Origin of the sequence: Rhodococcoides navarretei (assembly GCF_038069675.1) — a bacterium.
Lineage (GTDB): Bacteria > Actinomycetota > Actinomycetes > Mycobacteriales > Mycobacteriaceae > Rhodococcoides > Rhodococcoides navarretei.
The window spans coordinates 4,659,370-4,681,555 of the sequence record NZ_JBBPCN010000001.1 but is presented as its reverse complement, the minus strand read 5'-3'; the positions used below and the strand labels follow the sequence as shown (position 1 = coordinate 4,681,555).

Here is a 22,186-nt window from a genome sequence, read left to right as displayed (position 1 = left end):
CTACCGAGGAGCGGGCTTTGTCCCGGCGGGTGCCACCCGGGTGACGCGAACCACCGCGTCGCGCAGCGTCTTCGAGTGCACACCCACACCGCCGACGGTCCTGGAACGCTCGATTGCGGTGTCGATGCGCCACGAGGAGGCGTCGAACAGGGCGGTGATGTCTTTCGCGGTGACGGTGGCCTCGTGCGGCGGCTGCTCGCCGTCACCGTGCGAATGATGATGCGCGCCATCGTGCAGGTGCCCGACGATGAGCAACGAACCGCCCGGCACCACCCACTGCGCGATGTGTCGGTAGAAGTCCAGTTGCGGAATCGACGGATGCGCGTAGTGGGTCATGACCAGATCCCATTGTTCTGCTGGATCCCATGACGTCAGGTCGGCTTCGATCCAGGTGACGTCGGCTCCTGCATGTTGTGCCTGCTGTGCGGCGGTGGTGAGGGCTGCGGCCGAGATGTCGGCACCGGTGACCCGCCAACCCTGTTCGGCGAGCCAAATCGCTTCCGCTCCCGCACCGCAGCCTGCGTCCAGCGCGGTACCGGGCGTCGATCCGGCTGTCTCTTCGACGAGATACGGATTCGCTGCGACGGTATGGGATGTTCTGTCATCCCAATGGTGCTCCCAATAATCCTTGTCGAATGTATGCGTCATTCCATGGCCTTTCGCGGTGGCGTTACGGATGCCAGAGTGGCAGCGCGACATGGATATGGCAAGCTTTTTTGCAGGATCGGCAAATTTGAGCTGTGTCAGCGCGGGGCGTCGGTGATCATTCGATTGCGGCCGGCGCGCTTAGCCTGGAACATCAGTGCGTCGGCTCTGTCGAGTGTGTGGCGAAGACCTTCGTTCGGTCGCTGGAGTGTGTATCCGGCCGAGAACGTGACACCCGATGGCGTGGTGGCGGCTGCCAGGGCCTCGAGTGATCCCAGAGCCCCACGGCGATCGCAGTTGCGCAGAGTGATCACGAATTCCTCTCCGCCCCATCGTGCGAGGAGTCCATCGACGCCGATGCACTCGCGGGCGGTCGACACGAAGTCGCGGAGCAACTTGTCGCCGGCAGCGTGGCCGAAGGTGTCGTTGAACTGTTTGAAATGGTCCAGATCGAGAACCGCGACGACTGTGTCGACCGAATTGTCGTCGACGACGGACACCGCGTAGTCCGACCAGCCGCGGCGATTGAGCGCTCCGGTCAGTTGATCGGTTCGAGACGCGAGCAGGATGCCGTCCTCGACTTCCTTTCGTTCGGTGATGTCGAGAGCGGCGGCGAGCGTCCATTCGGCATCGGCCGGACCGGTGAAAGGAACCAGAGTCAGCAGAACCCAGCGAATCTCGTCGTCCGGTCGAACGACCCGCACCTCGACCTTCACGGATCTTTCCGCAGCCACTCCCGCGGCCATCAGATCCTCGACGCTGCCGTGGAGCGCGAGGTCGTCCGGGTGAGTGTGCACCGTCGCGGATCGACCTATCAGTTCAGAGGAAGGCAAGCCCACGAGTTCGCAGTAGGCGGCATTGACTTCGACGAACAATCCTTCGGCGTCGGAGAGAGCCTGCGCCACGGGGCTGGAGGCGAACATGCGCCGGTACCGGTGTTCCTCCACGACGCAACGACCCGCTCTCTCCCCTTCCCGCATCGAGAGTCTAGTCCAGGTCGGTCCTGCCGACCGTTGCGGGAAGTGTCGCCGGCAGACGTGTGTGTCGACATCGCGGCCGAGCGAATCAGCGAGAACTGGGGAGTTCAGCCGGTGGCCGTCGTCAACGACATCTCTGGCAGGGAGCGGGTGCTCGCGGGGCAGCAATCGGAGGTAGACGGGTCGACGAACAGGTCGATACACGAGCGACTCGTTCACGAACTGCGCGCCGTCTCCGGGGATGTGCGGTCCTATGCCATCGTGTCCGACGTGACCGGCGAGGAGGCGTCGGACACATATCTCGAGGTTCTGCTCGAACGCCGTGACTACGCGATGCGGATACTCGCCCCGTACTTGATTCCCGACGCTGCGACCTTCGATCTGGGTCCGATGAAAGCGTCTGTGGGGCAGCGCCTTCTGTGGGGCTGATTCTTCCGCACACGCGCCCATCGCCCTCGTCCAGGGGATTGGCACTCTCGACCGGCGAGTGCCAAAATGGAGGCACACTCTTCGCCGAAAGGAGCCCACCGTGACCGTCACCTCTCCCCGCTTCGATGCACGTGACTCGGACGACGACATGCCACCGAAGTGGTGGAATCGGCACATTCGCACCCGAGCTCAGGTGACCGAATACGCCGTGATGTTCGGTGCGCTGTCGATCGTCTCGTTCTGGGCCGCGGGCCTCGGTATCGCGGCAGGTCTGATCGCCGTCGCCTCTGCACTGTGGGCCGATCGCACCCCCGACCTCGCCGGGGAGCGAGCCGAACGCTCGGACGCGGCGCTGGCCATCGGCACCGGAGTGGTCGGCATCGTCATCGGCGTGGGTTTCCTGGCGATGGTGCTGTAGAGCGACTTCGTCGCACGTGAGCGGAACTTCGTAGTCTGCTACGAATTTCTGTTCACGACGACAGCGCTGACCTGGGTTCGCGAGGCCGGTCGACCGCACTGCGGTCGACCGGTTTCGTCGTTTCGAAGCAGATTTCTCAGATATCTGCGACGGTCCGTTGCACTAACCGGTTTTATGTGTGACGCTGTGTTGCGTACACATTCTTCGTACATACAGTTCGGACGCGGGCGGAAGGACCATCATGACTGCAGTCGACGACGCACGATCGCTCTACCGAGACAGGCTGCATGCACTGTCGACGGCTTCGGTGCATCAGCACTTCGACGCATTCCTCGACATCCCCTGGGACGAACCCGAATACGCGATCGTTCCCAACGATCCGCGCTGGGTGCTCCCGGATGCGGACCCGCTCGGCCACACCGACTGGTACAAGTCACTTCCCCTGGACCGGCAGATCCATATCGGTATGTATCGCCAGGCCAGCATGGTCAAGGTCGGACTGCAGTTCGAGCAGATCCTCATCAGTGGCCTCATGCAGTACGCCCTCACGCTCCCGAACGATTCACCCGAATTCCGGTACTCGACGCACGAGGCAACCGAAGAGTGCCACCACACCCAGATGTTCCAGGAACTGGTGAACCGCATCGGCATCGACGTGCCGGGTGGGCCCGCATGGTTCCGCAAGATCGTGCCCGTGCTCACGGTGTTCGCCGCCCGATCGGCACCGTTCGGATTCTTCGTCGGCGTCCTCGCAGGAGAAGAGCCGATCGACCACATGCAGAAGGGCGTGCTGCGCGCCGGTAGTGTCGGCCACCCCTTGGTCCAGCGCGTGATGCAGATCCACATCGCCGAGGAAGCCCGTCACATCGGCTTCGCGCACCAGTATCTCGAGCACAAGGCCCCGCGGCTCGGCCCCTTCGAGAAGGCGTCGATCTCGATCCTGACGCCCGTCATCATGCGATTGCTGTGCGATGTGATCATGAAGCCGAGCAAGCAGATGCGACGCGAGCTCGACATTCCCGACGAGGTGGTGGACGCCGTCTGGTGGGACAGTGACTCCTCACGAAAGGCATTGCGCGACACCTTCGGTGACGTTCGCATGCTCGCCGGTGAACTGGGACTGATGAACCGAGTCTCGAAGCGAGTGTGGCGTGCTCTCGGTATCGACGGACGGCCTTCGCGCTACCGCAGTGAGCCGTCGTTCGGCTGAGCTGATCGTTGGGGGATCGAGCGTTTTCCGATGGTGAGGCTGAGCGCATCGAGTTCGGCCAGCACAGCAGTGGCAGCCCAGATCTGATTGCGCTTGCTGGCTGTCAGTACCTCGAGCACGCCTGCCTCGGTCAGCCGAGCAAGGGCGCGATAGGTGCTCGCATCGGTAGTGCCGGTGATCTGGCCGGCCGTGTCCGCGTTCAGGATCGGGATGTCGAGCAGAGCGTCGATTATCTTTGCGTCCGCCGAACTGGCCCGAGGTCGCGCAGTGACGCGCCAGTGTTCGGGAAGGTCGGCCAAGGCCTTGGCCGAGTCCTGGGCGGCGTAGCTGGACACTGTTGCCGCGTGCGCGACGTACTCCACGAATCCATCTGCGTCGCCGGCGCGGTAGTCGGTCAGTCTGTCGAAGTAGCGGCCTGTGTCCGCGAGCATCACCGACGCCAGAGGGACTGTCACCCGTCCGGTCAACCCGCGTCGACGCAGGATCGCGCTGATCAGAGCTCGGCCGATGCGGCCGTTGCCGTCGGTGAACGGGTGGATGGACTCGAACTGGGCGTGCGCGATCGCGGCCTGAGCGAGTATGGGCAAGTCTGTTCGATTCGCAAATATGAGCAGATCCGTCATCAATTCGGGGACGAATTCCGGCGGAGGTGGCACGTACAGGGCGTCGATCGGGGTGTAATCGCTGCCCCCGATCCAGTTCTGCACGTCGCGAACGGTGCCCGAATCGCGCGCGGTGTAGAAATCCGGTGCCATCAACAATCTGTGCGCGGTTGCAAGACTGTCGCCTGTAATCGGACCTTTGCCGGCGGCGTCGACCATCGCCGCCAACGCATGCACGGCCGCAAGTTGAGATTTGGCCTCCGCGTTGGATTTACCTCCCGCGAACGCCTTGCCGAACGCTCGCCAGCCGGCGTCGATGTGCTCGATCTTCGCCGAGGCGACAGACTCGCTTCGGAGTAGAAAGTCGGACAGAGGAGCGAGGTGCTCGCCGAAACCCGCCTCCAGTCGTGCGACAGCAATGATCGCCTCTTCGTGAGCCATGGCAACCGAGCCGGACACATCGCAGTGCGCTTCGCCGATCATGGGCGGAATGGACACTTCGATGTGTTGCAGCGTGCGATCGGCCCGCGAACCTTGACGCCGACTGGGCCTCCATGCCCGCGACTCGACGCGGTGTGGCGACCAGATCATTGCTGCCTTCCGATCGCCAGAAAACGTGACTAGTTCGGACTCAAGTATACTTTGGTACTCCGAAAGTATTCTATGTGGCCGAATGGTCGCGTTTTCCGACGCTTTCGGGGCTACTGCAGTGAGCCGTCGATCGGCTTGGTCTCGTCGACGACGCTCTCCAGGGGCACCTGCGGGATCGCAATCCCACGGGATGCGCCGAGGCCTTTGACTTGCAGCCAGATGGTGTCGGCAAGGAACGTGGCGAAATGATCGAGGCCGGTGCGTGATTCGGTCTGCCCGCTCCAACTGCGCACCGCGCCCATGCAATACGAGACCAACCCGGCTACCCACGGCCGCACCAGCGACCAGTCGTCTGCCGTGAGGTCCGCGTGCACCAGAGCGAGGAATCCGGCGACGCTGACTTCGAGTTGTTCGGCGAGTAGAGCATTGGTCTCTTCGAGTGGCGTCGGCGATTGAGCGCTGACGTCCTGCTCGACGAACCGCGTCCACGCGGAATGCTCGGCCACCCAGCGCACATAGGTGCTCACCACCCGATGCACCACATCGCGGGGAGTGCCGGTCAACTCGAACGAGGTGACCAATGTGGCCGTCAACTCCGAGCAGATGGCCCGCTGAATGGTGGTGTCGAGATCGGTGCGATCGTTGAAATGCCGATACAGACCAGTGCGATGCACGCCGGCTTCTGCGGAAATTTGAGCAGTGGTGAGTCGCTCACCGGGAGCGATATCGCGAGCCAGCACAGTCATGGCGGCGTCGATGATATGACGTCGACGATCGGTGTTGTGCTGTTCCCAACGCCGCTTACGGCCATCGGCCTTGGGGCGTGACCCACCGTCGCTCATGCTGCATGGTCTCACGTCCGACGCCTCAGCTGCCCGTGATAGCAGCGATGAGCGATTCGGTGAGTTCTTCTGCTGAGGTCTGCCATTTGTCGGTGCGAAGCAAACCACTCGACTCGAGCCCGGCGGCACCGTGCACTCCCGTCAGGAGCAGAGCCGCGCAGCGTTGCGCGTCGGGATCGCCGACGACGGCGTTGACGATGGTGAGGAACTCGTCGCATGTGCGTTCTGCTGCGCGTGCGACAGCGCCGGGATCGGATGCAGGTGTGGTGAACATCAGTCGATACAGATGCGGTCGCGTGCGGTTGAGCGAGATGACGTCGCCGAGCGCGGCACGCAGCGCCTCGGACGGAGAACCCGCCCGCTCCTGCGCCCCGGCCATACGCTCACCGAGGCTGTCCCAGCCCTTCGCTGCCACCGCCGTCAACAGGGTCTTCTTGTCCGCGAAGTGTCGATACGGAGCTCCACGACTGACCCCTGCCCTGGCACCGACGTCGCGCAGGGTCACGGCCTCGGGTCCGCCGTCGTCGAGTAGCGCGGCAGCCTCGTCCAACAACGCTCGACGCGTCACAGCGGCTGACTCGGTGCGGTTCGTCCCTGTCATGGACCCAGTCTATGTTGACAATGTCATCTGGAGCGGTAGCGTTGCTCAGATGACAACGTCAACTCAAATGCAGGACCTCGTGATCGTCACCGGAGCATCCACCGGAATCGGAGCCGCCACCGCCCGCGAACTCGCTCGACTGGGTTTTCATGTTCTTGCCGGAGTCCGACGGGAGGTCGATGCCGACGCTCTCCGTGGGCCGGGAATCGAACCCCTGATCCTCGACGTCACCGTCCCGAGCGATATCGAAGCACTCGTGGTGCGGGTGAACGAAGATTCACAGGGCAGGGCGGTACGGGCGCTGGTGAACAACGCGGCGGTGCAGGCCAATATCCCCATCGAGGCGTTTGCGCTGCCGAAGTGGCGAAACATGTTCGAGGTCAACCTCTTCGGCCATGTCGCAATGACGCAGGCGCTCCTCCCCGCGCTGCTGCGCAGCAAAGGCCGAGTGATCAACATCAGCTCTGTAGGTGGCACGGTGGCGATGGCGACCTACGGACCCTACGCGGCAACGAAGTTCGCGCTCGAAGCCGTCAGCGATTCCTTGCGGCGAGAGCTGGCCCCGAGTGGCGTGGACGTCGTCGTCATCCAGCCGGGGGCCGTCCAGACCGAGATGCTCGGACGAGCCATCGCATCCGCCGACCAGGTGCTCTCGGGTATGACGCCCGAGCAGGCCCGACGCTACGGACGTTTGATCAAGGCCGTCAACAGTCAAGCCGAATCATCGACTGCTACAGGACAACCGGCATCTGCTGCAGCTCGAGTGATCGCCACCGCAGTGACGGCTCGGAAGCCGCGCACGCGCTACACGGTCGGCCGCGAAGCTGCCTTGATCAAGTGGACACGCCTGATGCCGGACCGGGTACTCGACCGCATCTTCGCTTCGGCATTGACGCGGCATTATCCCAAGGACGCAGGTGTGCTCGCGGTGATGTGACCCCCGTCAGGGGGTGCGTTTACGCAGCGCGAACAGTACGCCCGCTGCTCCGACCACGGCCACGACCGCCCCGATGGGCCAGAGTGGGAAGCCGTTGTCTTCTTCTGGCTGGGGAGCGGGCGGTAGGGCCTCGTTGGTGAAGTCGAGGTCTGTCGCCGGCGGGGTGGGTGTGCCCTGGGTCAGCTGGAACGGAATGCTGCCGGTGATCGGATGCCCGTCGGCCGAGACCACTCGATAGCCGATGGTGTACTCGCCTGCCGCGCCGAGTCCGTCGAGATCGACGGTCACCGTGCTGCCGTCGACGACGGGTTCCGATGCCGCCCATTGGCTTTGGTCGGACCCGACGACGGTGACGGTGGCGAAGTTCGACTGCACGTTCTGATTGAACGTCAAGGTCACCGCGTCCGGCGCGGCGTCGAGCACGGCATTTTCGGCAGGGTTGCTGGACTGCAGGGTTGCATGCGCCGATGCCGGGGCGATCGACAGTGCCGTCGCGGTGAGGATGGTAGCGGCGATCAGGGCCAGGCGTTTCATCGAATGCTTTCTCGGTTGGGTTATTCGTGCGGGGGTTCGCCGGTGACCTTGTGGTCGGCGAAGTTCAGACCCTCACGCACGAGTCGGGCGAGGTGACCGTCGGCCAGGCGGTAGATGACGTTGCGGCCGTCGCGTCGGGTCTCGACGAGTCCGGTGAAGCGGAGCTTGGCCAGATGCTGACTGACGGCGGTGCGCGAGGTTCCGGTGGCCGTGGTGAGTGCGCTGACGTCCGCTGGGCCGCGGTCGAGCAGCCAGAGGATGTGGAGCCGGGTGGGATCGGACAGCATCCGAAAGGTGTCGCTTGCAGTGGCCAGGCGTGCGGAGTCCGGTTCGACGGCATGGTCGAGACTGATGCGCGGTTCCTTCTTCGGTGGCATCGAACGTCGTCTCCCTACGCGGAGGCGACCACCGACATTCGGGTGCGACTCCACAGGCGTGCTGCGGACAGTGCCGCAAGTGTAGCCAAGCCCGTGAGCACCAGCGCCGCGGTGAACAGTCCGAACTGTGCGCCGACCCATCCCGCTACCGGATAGGTGAGCAGAAATGCCGCGTGCGACAGCGAGAACTGCGCGGTGAAGATCGAGTTCCGGGTGCTCTCGTCGGATTCACGACGCAGGATTCTCGCCGACGGTGTGTTGATCATCGACGTCCCGATGCCCAGGACCGCCCACGTGGTGGCCAGCGCAACCCACGCGGCCGATCCTCCGTGCAGGGTTGCCACCAATGTTGCTGCGGCCGTGCCTGTCACGGCCACGACGGCTCCGGTGAGCATGAGGATGTGATCGGTCGTAGCTCTGAGTACGCGCGGGATGAACAGTGCTGCGACCATGGAACCGCAGCCGTAGAAACCGAGAGCGATGGCCAGCTGGCTGCTCGATCCGCCGAACAGATCGCGGACGTAGACCACGGTGTTGACCACCACGAGCGCCGTCGCTGCGGCGACCACCGTGTTCAGCGCGAGCAATCCCTGCAGTTCGGGATTTCTGACGAACGTCGCGATACCTGTTGTCGGTCTCTGGATTTTGGTCGCGACGTGTCGCGGCAGGGCGGTGCCGACCACCATCACCGCGGACACGACGAAACCCAGAGCTGTTCCGACGAACAACGTGTGGAAGCCGATGACCGTCAACAGCGCTGCGGCGATCAGAGGGCTGACCAGGGATTCGAGGTCGTAGGCGAGCCTGGACAGCGTCAGTGCGCGGGTGTACTGCTGTGTGTCCGGGACGATCGTCGGGATGACGGCTTGGAAGGTGGGAGTGAAGGTGGCCGATGCTGCCTGCAGAACGAATACCAGGACGTAGACCTGCCACACCTGATCGACGAAGGGCAGCGCCAGTGCGGTGAGTGCCCGCACGACGTCAGCGGTGACGAGAACGAGCTTGCGGGGGAGCATGCTCGTCAACGACGAAACAATAGGAGCGACAAACACATACGCGATCATCTTGATCGCGAGGGCGGTGCCGAGCACGGCCCCGGCGGCGCTGCCGGCGATGTCGTAGGCAAGCAACCCCAGCGCCACCGTCAACAGTCCGGTGCCCAGCAACGCGACGACCTGTGCGGTGAAGAGTCGTCGAAAAGCGGGATTGGCGAGCAGCATGACTTCAACATACACACGTGTGCGCAAGTGCGCACTTATAATCTAGATCGATTTGAGCCTCACGCCATTGAAATGCGAAATACTTCGGTATCGTTCAGCAGTCGGCATTGCAAGTGGGGTGATTCATGGCGGTAACTCGCAACACGTCCAACGAGGTGATGCATCGAGCTGTCGATCGATTGCCGTCGATGATCGGGTACTGGGACACCTCGCTCCGGAACGTCTTCGCCAACCGGGTGTATGCGGACTACTTCGGAATCGAACCGCAGGATCTGGTCGGTAAGCACATCAGTGAACTGCTCGGCGAGGCGCTGTATCAGTTGAACCTGCCGTACATCACAGGCGTCCTCGCCGGCGAGCAGCAGCAGTTCGATCGCACGCTCATCGATGTCAACGGTGCTGTGCGCGTCACTCAGACCACCTACGTCCCCGATGTCGTCGACGCTGCCGTCCTCGGGTTCACCGCGTTGGTGGTCGATGTCAGTGCCCGCGCCGAAGCGGAACGACAGCGTGACCGCGCAGTGCGGTTGTTTCAGATCGCCATGGAGAACGCCCCGATCGGCAAAGCCGTCCTGACCGTGGACGGCCGCTGGTTGCAGGTGAACAAGGCGCTGTGCGAGCTGTTGGGGTACACCTCGGAAGAGCTGCAGCAGAAGACATTTCGCGATCTCACCCACCCCGACGACATCCCCCTCGCGGACGAGCACCTACGAGCGTTGGCCGATGGAACTCTGACCAACATCGCGTCGGAGAAGCGATATCTCCGCAAGGACGGTGCCACCATCTGGGTGCAGCGCAACGCCACCCTGGTGCGCGACGCCGAGGCCGGTGACGTGGTCATCGCGCAGATCCAGGACATCACCGCGCGCAAAGACGCCGAGATGACACTCGAACGCCAGGCGCTGATCGACGACCTCACCTTGCTGGGAAATCGTCGACGCTTGATGGCCGAGCTGAACAGTCTCAAGGAAAAGTCCAGCGATCGGCCGGTAGGAATGTTGTTCGTCGACGTCGACGACTTCAAATCCATCAACGATCGCTTCGGTCATGCAGTGGGCGATCGCGTACTCGCCGCCATCGGACGTCGCGTTCTCGACAACGTGCGCGCAGCCGATGTTGCCTGCCGCATCGGAGGGGACGAATCTGTCGCTCTACTGCTGTCGGCCAGATCGGCCGAGGGAGTCGAGCGCCTCGCAGACCGAGTACGAGGCTTCCTTGCCGGCCCCTACGACATCGACGGCACCGACGTCCCGGTATCGGTCAGCGTCGGATGGAGTTGGGAGCCGACCACTGACCCGGACCAGATGTTACGTATCGCAGACGAGCGAATGTATTCGTCCAAGCGGGCCTGAGATCCGGATCAATGTGGGATTCAGTCGGTCGGAGTGCAAGAGAGTCGCATTGATTCGCCGGGGGGTGCGGGTGGTCATGGGGCGATCGGCTACGCGATGACGACCTCGATGCCTTTACCCTCGAAGGCGTCGATCTGGGCCCGAGTTGCTTCGGAATCGGTGATGAGAGTGGTGCCCGGCGGGATGGGAGCCCAGGCGTGGAAGGGCTTCTGGCCGAGTTTGGCCGAGTGCGCCAGGATGTAGGTCTGCACTGCGCGCTCTATCATCAACTCTTTGAGCTGGGTTTGCTCGTAACCCGCCTCGCAGATACCGAAGTCGGCGGTGACGGCATCGGCTCCTAGGAACGCTCGATCGAACGAGACCCGCCGCAGGGATGCCTCGGCAAGTGGACCGACGAATCCCTGGCTCACGTGGCGCAAGGTCCCGCCTATGCATTCCACGTGTACCTCGTCGGCGTCGACGAGTGCTTCGAGCGCAGTCAACCCCGCGGCGATGACGGTGAGATCCACCGCTTCGCGCAGGAACTCAGCCATTGCGCCGACTGTGGTGCCGGCGTCCAACAGAACCGTCTCACCGGGCTGGATGTACTCGGCGGCCTTTGCTGCGATGAGCCGCTTGGCGTCGTATCCCTCGAGGGACCGCTGCTTCACCGACGCCTCGTGTCGGCCGCCGATGGCAATGGCACCACCGTAGGTACGGGCCAGCAGCCCCTGTTTGGTGAGGTGGTCGAGATCGCGTCGGATGGTCGAGGCGGTCACCTTGAACAACGCCGACAACTCCTCGACGCTGGTCAGACCGCCGGACTTCGCCAGGCGCACTATCTCACCGCGTCGGGCCTCCGATACTCGCACCACCCAACCCCTGTCAGCTCAGTAGCGCTGGGCTGGTGGCCAATTCGGCAGCCTGCCGCAGAGCTTCGATCATGCTACCGGCCTCGGCAATGCCCTTGCCTGCGATATCGAATGCGGTGCCGTGATCGACGGACGTGCGGATCACCGGCAGGCCGACCGTGATGTTGACTCCCGCCTCGATTCCGAGCACTTTGACCGGTCCGTGGCCCTGGTCGTGGTACATGGCCACGATGAGGTCGTAATCTCCGCGACCGGCCAGGAAGAAGGCGGTATCGGCGGGCAACGGGCCCACTGCGTCGATGCCATCGGCCTTCAACTTCTCGACGGCAGGCACGATCTTGAGATCCTCCTCGCCGTAGCCGAACAAGCCGTTCTCGCCCGCATGAGGGTTGATGCCGCAGACACCGATTTTCGGGTTCGCGGTGCCGGAGCGCACCAACGCTTCGTGTCCGCGCCGAATGGTGCGCTCGACCAACCCCGGTTCGATCTTCGCCACCGCGTCGAGCAATCCGATGTGGGTCGTCACGTGAATGACCTTGAGCTTGGGCGTCGAGAGCATCATCGAGACCTCTTCGGTGCCGGTCAGGTGTGCCAACAGCTCGGTGTGTCCGGGAAAGATATGACCGGCCGCGTGCAGCGCTTCCTTGTTCAGCGGTGCGGTGCAGATCGCCTGAACCTCACCGCGCACGGCGAGTTCGCTTGCGACACGGATGTAATGGAATGCGGCATCGCCCGCAGCAGCGGACAGCTCACCCCACTGGAGGTCCGCAGGGAGCAGATCGAGGTCGATGACGTTGATCCGACCCGGTGTGAACTCGGCGTCCTCGACACGCTCGACGGTGACAATCTCCACGTCGGTGCCGAGCACCTGCGCTGCCAGTCGCAGCCGTGACGCGTCGCCGATCACGACCGGCCTGCACCGCTCGAGGGTGGCGGGGTCGATCATGGCGGGCACGATCACCTCGGGACCGATCCCGGCGCCGTCGCCCATGGTGACCGCGATGTAGGGCTGAACTGTTGTAGTCATGCCAATGCCTCACTGTTAGAGAAAGAAGGTGTGCTTTCGACGCCTCGCAGGTACGCGGTCATCGCGACGAGACTGTCCGGTCCACCGAAGCTGCCGGGCCGAGTGGCGACGTATCCGCCTGCAGCCGTGCGGGACACGACTGCGCCGTGATGGATTTCGGTGATCGGATGAAGAGTGTTGACGCCCAGGGCGTCGAGCACGCGGCGTGCGGTTTCGCCTCCGGTGAGGACGAGTCCCACGGTCTTGTCGCTGATTGCCAGGGCGACCAACTCGGCCAACGCGGTCGCGATCGCGTTCGAGCGAGCGGGATCGACCGGGCCGGTCACCGTCAGGATCGCCGCGCCACCGTCGACGGCGTTGCGCACCGGAGTGGGATCTGTGCCGGCCAGCAAGTGGTCCACATGGATCCGGACGTGCGTGGCACCGGAGCGCTCCAGCTCCGATACCTGCTGTGCAGCAACGGCTTCTGCGGTGCCGACCACGACGAGAGTGGGTACGGGTTCGATGGGCAGGGTGCCGAGCTCGTTCGGCCGCAGGGTTCTGGCGACCGCGGCGGCCAGCGCCGCGGTGCCGACGAGGCGGACGCCGGGAAGGAGTGCCGACAGATCGACGATGGCGTCGAGGTCCGCGTCCGATCGCACATCGAACACCGCCACCGCGCCGGAATCGACTGCAGCCGTGAGCCCGTCGATGCCGTCCTCGAGCGCGACGGAGATCGTGCGAACGTGGCCGAACAGGTCCGCTATCGAGGCTGGGGCCTCGGTTGTCTCCAGTGCCCATCGGCCGCTCCGATCGAGGGGCACCCCGTCGATGTGTGGCACACCGTTCTCGACGGTGCGGCCGAGGGCAGGAAGGCCGGCGGCGAAGACGATCGGTCCGGTGCCCAGCAGGCTCTCGACCTCAGCAGCGATGTTGCCGCGCAACATCGAATCGATCTTCTTGATCACCCGAACCTGGGGTGGGAGATCACGCACCGCAGTGTGCACTCGGTCGGCGGCCTCGGGGCCGGACTTGGCACGGGTACCGAGATCGATCACACGCACGTCGCTGTCGCCGTGAACCGCGCCGATGTCGATGCCGAGGGTGACGTCACGATCGAGAAACAGTGCTGCAGTTTCGGCGGCTCCCGACAGATCGTCCGCGAGTATCAGGATATTGGGGCGCTGCGCGTCGGTCATCGTGCCTCACCCCTTCGGATCTGCGCCATATGCGCATCTGACGGTAGCATTTTTGCGTGTTTCGCGCACTATTGTCATAAAGATGTGCCGCCGCACTGGACGATGGTCTGGCCGGTGATGCTGCGTCCGTGCGGGGACAGTAGGAACGCGACGGTCTCGGCAACCTCGTCGGGATCGATGAAGTGCCCGAGCGGAGGGGTGATCGGCGGGGTCGCGACCCGCCCCGGATCGTGCAGCATCGGAGTGTCCGTCGGACCGGGAGCAACCACGTTGACGGTGATTCCGCGGGTCACCAATTCCATGGCCCACGACCGCGCCATGCCCACCAACGCGGACTTGGTGGCCACGTACTGACTCTTGCCCGCCACTCCGGTCATCGTCCTGCTACCGATCAACACCACCCGACCGCCGTCGTCCATGCGCGAGGCCAACCCGTCGACCAGAACCTCGGCGGCCGCGACATGTATCCGCCACATCTGCTCACTGTGGGCAGGATCGAGAGTCCCGAGCCGGCCCGACCGCTGCACTCCTGCAGCATGGACGATCGAGTGCGGATCGGGGAGATCGTCGACGAGATCGGAGACGGCCTGGGTATCGGCGAGATCGACGCCGATCCAGCGATGCGGTCCGCCGTCTTCGAAACCGTGCTCGGGACGGGTCCGACTCAATCCGGTGACGTGCCAGCCACGACCGGACAGCGTCCGCGCGATCGATGCCCCGATTCCGCTGCTGACTCCGGTGACCACGGCATGCGGCGTCGAACTCATGCGCCGACGACCCGGTCCGAGTCGAGTTGGACGTACTTGATCGCCTGCCGAAAGTAGGTGTACGCGATATGAAGTCGACCGTCGGAACCCTCGACTATCGACGGGTACGAGAACTCGCGGTTGGAGCCGTCCCGAGAATTGTTGGTCAGGCAGTATCCGTCGCCGGCATCGAGATCCCGACGGACGGGCCACGTCAGCCCGCCGTCGGACGAGATGGCCAGTGTCATCGGCGCTCTGGGCGCTCCCCAGAATGCCGCGCGGGCGTCACCGTCGTCGAGGGGAGACTCGGCGGCATCGGTGCCGTCGGCCAAGCCGTCGTCGTCGATCTCGTCGTACAGCGAGACGCGTCGTGCGGTGGCGTCCAGCGCCGACGACTGGTTGTAGACCACGGCCAGTGTTCCGTCGGCGCGGGCGACGACCTGAACGGACGAGTTGTTGTTCGGGAGTTCGGTGGGGACCGGGGCGCTCCAGGAGTCTCCGTCGTCGGTGGAGACACTGCGGTAGATGTGATCCGCCCACCGACTGCGGTACAGAGCGATGAGCGAACCGTCCTGCTGCACAACAATGTTCATATGAACGCAGCCGACGCTGTTCGGCACCACCACCTCGCGCCACGTCGTGCCGTCGTCGTCGGAGATCATGGCACCGCTGTAGTCGCGATCGCCGACCCATTTGCGGCCGTCGATCTTGACGCAGTGGAACACCGGGAGTAATAGCCGCCCCGAGCCGAGTCGAATCACGGGCTGACGCACGAAGACGCCGCCCGCATCGGTCTCGGGAAGCAACACGTGCGCCTCGCCCCACGTGAGCCCACCGTCGGGGGAGATGCGACGCAGCACCCGCGCGGTGTCCTGGTTGCCGGCATGCTGCGAGGTCCACAGCAACCACACCTCGCCCGAATCGCGGACGAACAGAACAGGATTCTGCTCCGAGCGCGTCGGATCGTCGGACAGCTGGACGGGAGTACTCCACTGCTGTTCCCCGGCCTCGAGGCGGGAGAACCACACGCTGATGTCGGGAACGCCCTCCTGCGTGCCCGCGAACCACACGCACGCCAACGCGCCGTCGGGCAGGATCGCCAGGTTAGCAGCGTGGTTCTGCACCTGAGGGGCAGGCAGGAATGCGTCGGAGCGCCCCGGCTCGGCGGTCTCTCGCACAGCACCGTCGGCGAGAAGATCGCCCGGTGTGAGGAAGCTGGTGTTGCTCATGTTCTACCTTCTTTTCTGCTCAGGAGGAGAGCGTGACCGCAGCCATGTCGTAGGAGTTCGTGGGGCGCAGGTCGATTCCGGCGATGCGGTTGCGTCGAGCGATGACGGTCTTGGGCACGAACGACCACAGGCACGGCCAGGTCTCCCAGATCTGACGCTGGGCCTGGGCGAGTGTCTCGTTTCGAGTGGTGGCGTCGGCGTCCTCGGATGCTGTGGCGATGAGGGAGGCGATCTCGGGAAAGATGTACCCGTGGTAGGTGTCTCGGGTCTCTTCCTTGGCGGCGGTGCCCGCGTACATGCCCTGCATGATGGTCACGGCCAGGCCGGTGGGGCTGGGGTAACCGTTGCCGAGGATGTCCCAGTCGCCTGCCTTGCCCTGACGCCAGGTCGCGATGTCGCCGCCCGGCTCGAACTGCTGCAGCGTCGCCCGAACACCGACGGCCGAGAGCATCTGCAGCACCGACTCCATGATGTCGGTATCGGCCGCGAATTCACCGGTCTCCCAGATGATCTTGACTTCCAGATCGCGAACACCGAGCGCCTCGAGTTCCTGCCTGGCCCGCTGTGGGTCGTAGACGTACTCGCCGGTCTCGATGGCTCCGGCCAGAATGCCCGGTACGACACCGCGTGACGGAGTTGCCGCGCCCTGCATCACCTGGTCGATCAGTGCATTGCCGTTGATGGCATAGCTCAGTGCTCTTCGGACGCGAGGATCGGCCAGGGGATGCCCGGCCGGCTTGCGGAAGTTGTAGAAGAGCTGATTGAGCCGGACTCCGTCGGTGCGTTCGACGGTGACACCGGCCAGGCCGGCGAGCTGATCCGCCGCATCGGGAGTGATGGCATCGATGACGTCGACCTCGCCGCTGCGCAGGGAGACGACGCGGTTGGATTCGTCGGGTACGAACCGAACGCTGACCGACTCGGCCGATGCCGCAGTTCCCCAATAGCTTTGATTTCTCGCCAGCGAATAGTTACCGGTGCCGCGATCGGACGAGGTCACCACGAACGGGCCGGTGCCGACGCCATCCTGCAGATCCTCGGGAACATTGTCCTCGGCGGGGGTGATCAGGATGTTCGACATCAAGTAGTCGAGCACGGGGATGGGCCGCTCGGTGTCGAGCGTGAACGTCGAGTCGTCGATCTTGCCGACCGTGGGCCACTCGGGGAAGAACGTGCCGACGAACGAACCGGTGACCTGGCTGTACATGCGCAGTGCGGTGTCGACGTCCTCGACCCGAACCGGCCTGCCGTCGGAGTAGGTGACACCGGGGCGCAGATGGACCAGCCACCGCGTCGGCGCGACGAGCTCGAAGCTGTCGGCCAGGACGAGCTGTACCTTCAGTGACGGAGTGATTGTGGTCAGCGCCTCGCGGACTGCGCGCTGCACGGTCAAGGCCGCGTCGAACTGGAGGAGCTTGTTGTCCAGGCTCACCATCGATCGATTCATCGCCAGGCTGACGGTGTCCGGTCCGGGCCGGCCGGTGGGCGTCGCGCATGCAGTCATCGCGCCACCGACGGTCAGTCCCGCGCCGAGAATCAGACTCGACCGGAACAGTGAACGCCGTGAAAAGCGCTGGTTGACAAAGCTTTCGGTCATCATTGACCTCTCGTGACTGACACATCGAAATGTGGATGTCGGTTCAGGTCTCGCGGACCTCCGTCGACGAAAGTGATCGTGGACACAGGGTGACTGTACTACGAAATGCATGAAGTGCGCAGAAAAATATTCAAGGTTGCGCAAACCGCGCATCGGTGCCATTGTGAGCTGAGTTACAACGAGGCAGTGTTATCGAAAGGTCGACGATGACCCAGGCAATATCAGCAGCGCAGGTGGGGCGATGACCCAGCTCACCGCCAGTCCACCCAGCGTGCCCGCGGCCACGTCCGCCACCAGCTCCAAGCTGCCCGCGTTCCTCACCGCGCCGATGGCTCGCTACGTGGTGCGTCGGCTCGGGCAGAGCGTGCTCACCATCTTCTTGACGCTCACCACGGTCTTCGTGTTGATTCGGATGGCCCCGGGTGACCCGGCCTACTCGATGGCGGGCCCGCTGGCCAGCACCGAGGACCTGGCGCAGATCCGCACCAACCTGGGCCTCGACCAGTCGATCTTCACTCAGTACGCGCTGTATCTGAAGGGCCTGTTCACCCTGGACCTCGGTACCTCGTACTCGTTCCAGGCACCCGCGCTCGACGTCGTCCTGCAACGCATTCCGTACACGGTCACGCTGGCCTTCGCGGCAATCCTGCTGACGACCGTGGTGTCGATTCCCCTCGGCATCTGGATGGCCCGTCGCGCCGACACCCGCCGTGAGCTCGGTGCGAACGTCGTCACCATCGCAGGCCAGTCGATGCCGGACTTCTGGACCGGCTTGATGCTGTTGACCTTCTTCGCCGTTCTGGTTCCGGTGCTCCCGGCCGCCGGCTTCACCAGTTGGTCGTCGCTCATCCTGCCCGCGGTCACCGTGGCCATCCTGCAGATCGCCCTCATCTCCCGCATGGTGCGACGCGAGATGGTCAACGCGTACGCCTCGCCCTACGTCACCGTCGCTCGTTCGAGGGGCGTCACCGAACGAGAGATCACCTGGCGTTATGCGCTGCGTAACTCCTCGATCCCGGTCGTCACCGCGCTCGGCACTCGATTCGCCTCGATGCTCAACGGGGTCGTGGTGGTCGAGGTGGTCTTCGCCTGGCCCGGCGTCGGCTCGCTGGTGGTACGCGCCCTCGAAACCCGCGACTACCCGTTGATCCAAGCAACGGTTCTGGTCACCGCAGTGCTCGCCGTCCTCGTGCAATTGGCCGTCGACCTCTGCTACCCACTCCTCGACCCCCGCGTCCGCCTCGGGAAGGCAGCAAGCTGATGACAGTCGTCGACAAGCCCTCGGACACAGCACGTCCCAGCGCCGTCACCACCAAGGACTTCGCCTCGGCCGGAGCCACGCGCAGGAGACGAGACAGCCGCGTCAAGATCTGGATCGGCACCGTGTGCGCGCTGGCCGTGATCATTCCGGTCGCCTTCGCTCGCGTCCTGCCACTCGCCTCGCCCGACGCCACCGATCTCGCCCAACGGCGACTCGCACCGTTGACCGACGGGCATCTCTTCGGAACCGATCAGCTCGGCCGCGACCTCCTGGCCCGCGTGCTTTACGGCGGGCAGGTCTCGCTCACCGTCGGAATCCTCGCCGTCATCGTCTCGGGCCTCATCGGACTCACCCTCGGATCGCTCGCCGGCTTCTTCGGCGGCTGGGTCGACGCCGTCGTCTCCCGTCTGCTCGAAGCGCAACTGTCCCTGCCTCTGCTGATGATGTTGCTGCTGGTCGTCGCACTGTTCGGCCCGTCGATCCCGGTCATCACGTTCGTCATCGCCATCGCCCAGTGGCCCGAGATCGCCCGTCTGACAAGATCACTCGTCCTGGTCGAACGCGAGAAGCCGTACATCGCCGCTGCCCGGGTGCTCGGGCTCGGACGCATCGCGATCCTGCTGCGCCACGTGGTCCCCAACATCATCAAGCAGGCATCACTGGTCGTGTTGCTGCTCCTCGCACAGGCCGTGCTGCTCGAAAGTGCACTGAGCTACCTCGGTGCCGGACCGCAACGTCCGTTCGCCACTTGGGGACGCATCATCTCCGACGGCCAGGACTACATCACCACCTCGTGGTGGCTCGTCACCCTGCCCGGCCTGGTCATCGTGCTGCTGGTGGTCGGTGTCAACCTTCTCGGTGACGGCCTGCGCGACCGTCCGGCCGGATCGAGTCTGCGACGAATGTTCTCCCGCTCCACAGAGAAAGGGCGTGCCTGAGTCATGGGCAACCTACTGAAGGTCGATGAACTGCAGATCGAGTTGGTCACCGACAAGGGCCTCATCAGGGCCGTCGACGGCGTGTCCTTCTGCATCGAGGCAGGTGAAACCGTCACCATCATCGGTGAATCCGGATCCGGCAAGTCCACGACAGCGATGGGCATCCTCGGCCTGCTCCCCGCCGATCTGGCGGTGCTCTCCGGGTCCGTGACATTCAAGGACACCGAGATACTCGGAAACGACAAGGAGCTGTGCGGCATTCGCGGTAAGCACATCGCGCTCATCCCGCAGGATCCCATGACGGCACTGAGTCCGGTGCACACCATCGGTAGCCAGCTGCGAGAAGCCGTCCGGCACAGCGGCGTCACCGGCCGATCCGCGCAGACCGCGCGATGCATCGAACTGCTGGAGCAGGTCCGCATCCCCGATCCCGCGGGCCAGTTGAACAAGTACCCGCATCAGCTCTCGGGCGGCATGCTCCAACGCGTTCTCATCGCTGGCGCACTCGCGGCAAGCCCCGAACTGATCGTCGCCGACGAGCCGACCAGTGCCCTCGATGTCACCGTGCAGGCCAGCATCCTCGACCTGCTTCTGGAACTGCAGGAGCGCACCGGAATCGGACTGCTCGTCATCACCCACGACCTCGGCGTCGCACGCTTGATGTCCGATCGCATCTACGTGATGAAGAGTGGCGTGTTCGTCGAGAACGGTGGTGCCGAAGAGCTCGTCAATGCTCCGAAGAATCCGTACACGAAGAACTTGCTCGACGCGATCCCGCAACTGGGACCGTGGAACGAAGCAGTCGAGAAGGTCGAGGCCACGGTATGAGTGCACCACTTCTGTCGGTCGAGAACCTCGTCGTCGAATACCCGGTTGCTGCCGGCACATTCCGCGCGGTCGATACGGTGAGCTTCTCGGTGGACAAGGGCAAGACCATCGCCATCGTCGGTGAATCCGGTTGCGGCAAATCCACCATCGCCAAGTCCATCGTGCGGCTGCTCACCCCCACCTCGGGACGCATCGTCGTCGACGGCACCGACATCGCGCAGATGTCCGAGAAAGCGCTGCGCCCGTTCCGTTCTCGTGTGCAGATGGTGTTCCAGGATCCCTACGGATCACTCGATCCGCACCTGACGGCTGTCGACATCGTCGGAGAGCCGCTGCGGCTCAGAGGTATTCGCAGCAAGTCCGAGCGTGCGAGGAAGGCCGCCGAACTCATCGACCGGGTCGGTCTGCCGACCACAGCCCTCGGGCGTAGACCGGCGGAGTTCTCCGGTGGACAGCGCCAACGAATCGGCATCGCCCGTGCTCTCGCGTCGGGACCGGAGATCCTGGTGTGCGACGAGGCCACCAGCGCACTGGATGTGTCGGTGCAGGCGCAGGTGCTCGAGCTGCTGCGCGAAATTCAACAGCAGACCGGATTGACCTACGTCTTCATCTCGCACAACCTCGGTGTCGTCCGCGAGATCAGCGAGACGGTCATCGTGATGTCGAAGGGCCGCGTGGTCGAAGGCGGCGAGACCGAGGAAGTGCTCGCGCGACCCAAGGAGCCGTACACTCGGGCACTGCGCGCAGCGGCTCTCGACCCCGCAGCCATGACAGGAATCAAACCGCGACATGTCGTTTCGCGGCTCACGAAAAGCCCGGCAGGAGTCTCCGCATGACCTCGCTCGACATTTCTCCCCTCGTTCTCGGGACCATGACGTTCGGTGACACCGTCGACGAATCCGGTGCCGCCAAGATGCTCGACGCCGCGCTCGACGCGGGAATCACCCACATCGACACGGCCAACGGCTACGCAGGCGGGGAATCCGAGCGGATCCTCGCCGCCCTGCTCGCAACCCGTCGCGACCGAGTGACCCTGGCAACCAAAGCGGGCATGCCTCATCCCGACGCAGGCGACAACAGTCCTCTGTCTCCGAAAGGGTTGCGGCTCAGCGTCGATGCCAGCCTCACGCGGTTGAACACCGACTACGTCGACCTGTTCTACCTGCACCAACCCGATCGCGCGACTCCTCTGGTCGACACTCTCGCAGTAGTGGGCGAGTTGGTGGCGGAAGGAAAGATCAGGGCCCTCGGCGTCTCGAACTTCGCGGCCTGGCAAATCGGGGAGGTCAACCGCGTCGCAGACGAGGTGGGTGCCCCGCGGCCGATCGTCGCGCAGCAGCTCTACAACCTGCTCGCCCGCAGGATCGAGGAGGAGTACGTCGAGTTCGCGGCGTCGACGGGACTGACCACCATGGTCTACAACCCACTCGGCGGCGGACTGCTCACCGGAAAGCATTCGGCGGGAATCGAACCCACCGACGGCCGGTTCGGCGACTCGCGCCTGGCCACGATGTACCGCGAACGATACTGGAACACGGCGATATTCGACGCCATCACCCAGCTGGGCACCGTTGCCGACGGTGCCGGGATGCCGCTCACCGAGCTCGCCCTACGATGGCTGGTATCCAAGCCCGCCACCGGGCCGGTGCTGCTGGGTGGCTCCAAGGTGGAGCACCTCGAGTCGAACATCGCTGCTCTCGGCCGCGGGCCACTGGACGCGGACGTCGTCGCCTCGTGCGACGAAGTCGGTGCCGCGCTCCGTGGACCGATGCCGAACTACAACCGCTGAAGGGGTT

24 protein-coding genes are annotated in these 22,186 nt (G+C 64.2%); 10 read left to right on the top strand and 14 right to left on the bottom strand.

The features are described from left to right. Both AABD04_RS22205 and AABD04_RS22200 read right to left on the bottom strand, forming a co-directional pair. Entirely contained in the window at nucleotides 1–648 is a 648-nt protein-coding gene (locus AABD04_RS22205) for a class I SAM-dependent methyltransferase (RefSeq protein ID WP_341442500.1), read from the bottom strand. 95 nt (nucleotides 649–743) lie between these two features. Continuing rightward, nucleotides 744–1,625: a GGDEF domain-containing protein gene (locus tag AABD04_RS22200; RefSeq protein WP_341442499.1), complete on the bottom strand. Its 882-nt coding sequence runs from the start codon at nucleotides 1,623–1,625 to the stop codon at nucleotides 744–746. A gap of 42 nt (nucleotides 1,626–1,667) precedes the next feature. On the opposite strand from AABD04_RS22200, the gene AABD04_RS22195 reads away from it, so the two are divergent. The 3 genes from AABD04_RS22195 (at nucleotide 1,668) to AABD04_RS22185 (ending at nucleotide 3,679) form a co-directional block, all read left to right on the top strand. Continuing rightward, entirely contained in the window at nucleotides 1,668–2,051 is a 384-nt protein-coding gene (locus AABD04_RS22195; protein ID WP_341442498.1) for a hypothetical protein, read from the top strand. A gap of 100 nt (nucleotides 2,052–2,151) precedes the next feature. Then, entirely contained in the window at nucleotides 2,152–2,469 is a 318-nt protein-coding gene (locus AABD04_RS22190; RefSeq protein ID WP_341442497.1) for a hypothetical protein, read from the top strand. Between the two features lie 241 nt (nucleotides 2,470–2,710). After that, the gene (locus tag AABD04_RS22185; protein ID WP_243597350.1) at nucleotides 2,711–3,679 is read left to right on the top strand and encodes an AurF N-oxygenase family protein; all 969 of its coding nucleotides are present in this window, start codon (nucleotides 2,711–2,713) and stop codon (nucleotides 3,677–3,679) included. On the opposite strand, the gene AABD04_RS22180 is transcribed toward AABD04_RS22185, so the two are convergent. The 3 genes from AABD04_RS22180 to AABD04_RS22170 form a co-directional block, all read right to left on the bottom strand. Then, complete coding sequence (locus tag AABD04_RS22180) at nucleotides 3,652–4,872, bottom strand: Fic family protein (RefSeq protein ID WP_341442496.1); 1,221 nt, start codon at nucleotides 4,870–4,872, stop codon at nucleotides 3,652–3,654. The genes AABD04_RS22185 and AABD04_RS22180 overlap by 28 nt on opposite strands. A gap of 110 nt (nucleotides 4,873–4,982) precedes the next feature. Continuing rightward, nucleotides 4,983–5,714: a TetR/AcrR family transcriptional regulator gene (locus AABD04_RS22175; RefSeq protein WP_335740528.1), complete on the bottom strand. Its 732-nt coding sequence runs from the start codon at nucleotides 5,712–5,714 to the stop codon at nucleotides 4,983–4,985. Nucleotides 5,715–5,739: 25 nt separating this feature from the next. After that, entirely contained in the window at nucleotides 5,740–6,315 is a 576-nt protein-coding gene (locus AABD04_RS22170; RefSeq protein ID WP_341442495.1) for a TetR/AcrR family transcriptional regulator, read from the bottom strand. A 49-nt stretch (nucleotides 6,316–6,364) separates the two neighbouring features. On the opposite strand from AABD04_RS22170, the gene AABD04_RS22165 reads away from it, so the two are divergent. Further along, nucleotides 6,365–7,252 (top strand): SDR family NAD(P)-dependent oxidoreductase, encoded by an 888-nt coding sequence (locus AABD04_RS22165; RefSeq protein WP_341442494.1) that lies wholly within the window; start codon nucleotides 6,365–6,367, stop codon nucleotides 7,250–7,252. 6 nt (nucleotides 7,253–7,258) lie between these two features. Here the strand turns inward: AABD04_RS22165 and AABD04_RS22160 are convergent, their stop codons facing one another. The 3 genes from AABD04_RS22160 to AABD04_RS22150 are packed head-to-tail and all read right to left on the bottom strand — an operon-like array spanning nucleotide 7,259 to nucleotide 9,383. After that, complete coding sequence (locus AABD04_RS22160) at nucleotides 7,259–7,786, bottom strand: copper resistance CopC family protein (RefSeq protein ID WP_341442493.1); 528 nt, start codon at nucleotides 7,784–7,786, stop codon at nucleotides 7,259–7,261. A 20-nt stretch (nucleotides 7,787–7,806) separates the two neighbouring features. Continuing rightward, complete coding sequence (locus AABD04_RS22155) at nucleotides 7,807–8,163, bottom strand: ArsR/SmtB family transcription factor (RefSeq protein WP_032396178.1); 357 nt, start codon at nucleotides 8,161–8,163, stop codon at nucleotides 7,807–7,809. A 14-nt stretch (nucleotides 8,164–8,177) separates the two neighbouring features. After that, complete coding sequence (locus AABD04_RS22150; RefSeq protein WP_341442492.1) at nucleotides 8,178–9,383, bottom strand: MFS transporter; 1,206 nt, start codon at nucleotides 9,381–9,383, stop codon at nucleotides 8,178–8,180. Nucleotides 9,384–9,508: 125 nt separating this feature from the next. On the opposite strand from AABD04_RS22150, the gene AABD04_RS22145 reads away from it, so the two are divergent. Continuing rightward, nucleotides 9,509–10,735, top strand: a complete 1,227-nt coding sequence (locus tag AABD04_RS22145; protein ID WP_341442491.1) for a PAS domain S-box protein — start codon at nucleotides 9,509–9,511, stop codon at nucleotides 10,733–10,735. Nucleotides 10,736–10,824: 89 nt separating this feature from the next. On the opposite strand, the gene AABD04_RS22140 is transcribed toward AABD04_RS22145, so the two are convergent. The 6 genes from AABD04_RS22140 to AABD04_RS22115 all read right to left on the bottom strand — a co-directional run bounded on the left by AABD04_RS22140 (nucleotide 10,825) and on the right by AABD04_RS22115 (nucleotide 17,363). Beyond that, a complete protein-coding gene (locus AABD04_RS22140) occupies nucleotides 10,825–11,586 on the bottom strand; it encodes a DeoR/GlpR family DNA-binding transcription regulator (RefSeq protein ID WP_341442490.1) in 762 nt (253 codons plus the stop codon). 13 nt (nucleotides 11,587–11,599) lie between these two features. Next, entirely contained in the window at nucleotides 11,600–12,613 is a 1,014-nt protein-coding gene (gene pdxA, locus AABD04_RS22135) for a 4-hydroxythreonine-4-phosphate dehydrogenase PdxA (protein WP_341442489.1), read from the bottom strand. Then, complete coding sequence (locus AABD04_RS22130; RefSeq protein ID WP_341442488.1) at nucleotides 12,610–13,791, bottom strand: four-carbon acid sugar kinase family protein; 1,182 nt, start codon at nucleotides 13,789–13,791, stop codon at nucleotides 12,610–12,612. Before AABD04_RS22130 ends, pdxA begins: the two co-directional genes overlap by 4 nt. A gap of 74 nt (nucleotides 13,792–13,865) precedes the next feature. Further along, nucleotides 13,866–14,558 carry an SDR family NAD(P)-dependent oxidoreductase gene (locus tag AABD04_RS22125; protein ID WP_341442487.1) on the bottom strand — a complete coding sequence of 231 codons (693 nt, stop codon included), beginning with the start codon at nucleotides 14,556–14,558 and terminating at the stop codon, nucleotides 13,866–13,868. Beyond that, a complete protein-coding gene (locus AABD04_RS22120; RefSeq protein ID WP_341442486.1) occupies nucleotides 14,555–15,766 on the bottom strand; it encodes a sialidase family protein in 1,212 nt (403 codons plus the stop codon). Before AABD04_RS22120 ends, AABD04_RS22125 begins: the two co-directional genes overlap by 4 nt. Before the next feature lie 19 nt (nucleotides 15,767–15,785). Then, nucleotides 15,786–17,363 carry an ABC transporter substrate-binding protein gene (locus AABD04_RS22115; RefSeq protein WP_341442485.1) on the bottom strand — a complete coding sequence of 526 codons (1,578 nt, stop codon included), beginning with the start codon at nucleotides 17,361–17,363 and terminating at the stop codon, nucleotides 15,786–15,788. A gap of 328 nt (nucleotides 17,364–17,691) precedes the next feature. On the opposite strand from AABD04_RS22115, the gene AABD04_RS22110 reads away from it, so the two are divergent. Genes AABD04_RS22110 through AABD04_RS22090 form a run of 5 tightly spaced genes read left to right on the top strand, consistent with a single transcriptional unit; the run spans nucleotide 17,692 to nucleotide 22,179 of the window. Beyond that, nucleotides 17,692–18,624 (top strand): ABC transporter permease, encoded by a 933-nt coding sequence (locus AABD04_RS22110; protein ID WP_341443111.1) that lies wholly within the window; start codon nucleotides 17,692–17,694, stop codon nucleotides 18,622–18,624. Continuing rightward, entirely contained in the window at nucleotides 18,624–19,562 is a 939-nt protein-coding gene (locus AABD04_RS22105; protein WP_243597337.1) for an ABC transporter permease, read from the top strand. Before AABD04_RS22110 ends, AABD04_RS22105 begins: the two co-directional genes overlap by 1 nt. Nucleotides 19,563–19,565: 3 nt before the next feature. After that, nucleotides 19,566–20,390: an ABC transporter ATP-binding protein gene (locus AABD04_RS22100; RefSeq protein ID WP_341442484.1), complete on the top strand. Its 825-nt coding sequence runs from the start codon at nucleotides 19,566–19,568 to the stop codon at nucleotides 20,388–20,390. Then, nucleotides 20,387–21,226 (top strand): ATP-binding cassette domain-containing protein, encoded by an 840-nt coding sequence (locus AABD04_RS22095; protein WP_341442483.1) that lies wholly within the window; start codon nucleotides 20,387–20,389, stop codon nucleotides 21,224–21,226. The genes AABD04_RS22100 and AABD04_RS22095 overlap by 4 nt, the downstream gene beginning before the upstream one ends. After that, entirely contained in the window at nucleotides 21,223–22,179 is a 957-nt protein-coding gene (locus AABD04_RS22090; RefSeq protein ID WP_243597334.1) for an aldo/keto reductase, read from the top strand. The genes AABD04_RS22095 and AABD04_RS22090 overlap by 4 nt, the downstream gene beginning before the upstream one ends. The last annotated feature ends 7 nt before the right edge of the window (nucleotides 22,180–22,186 follow it).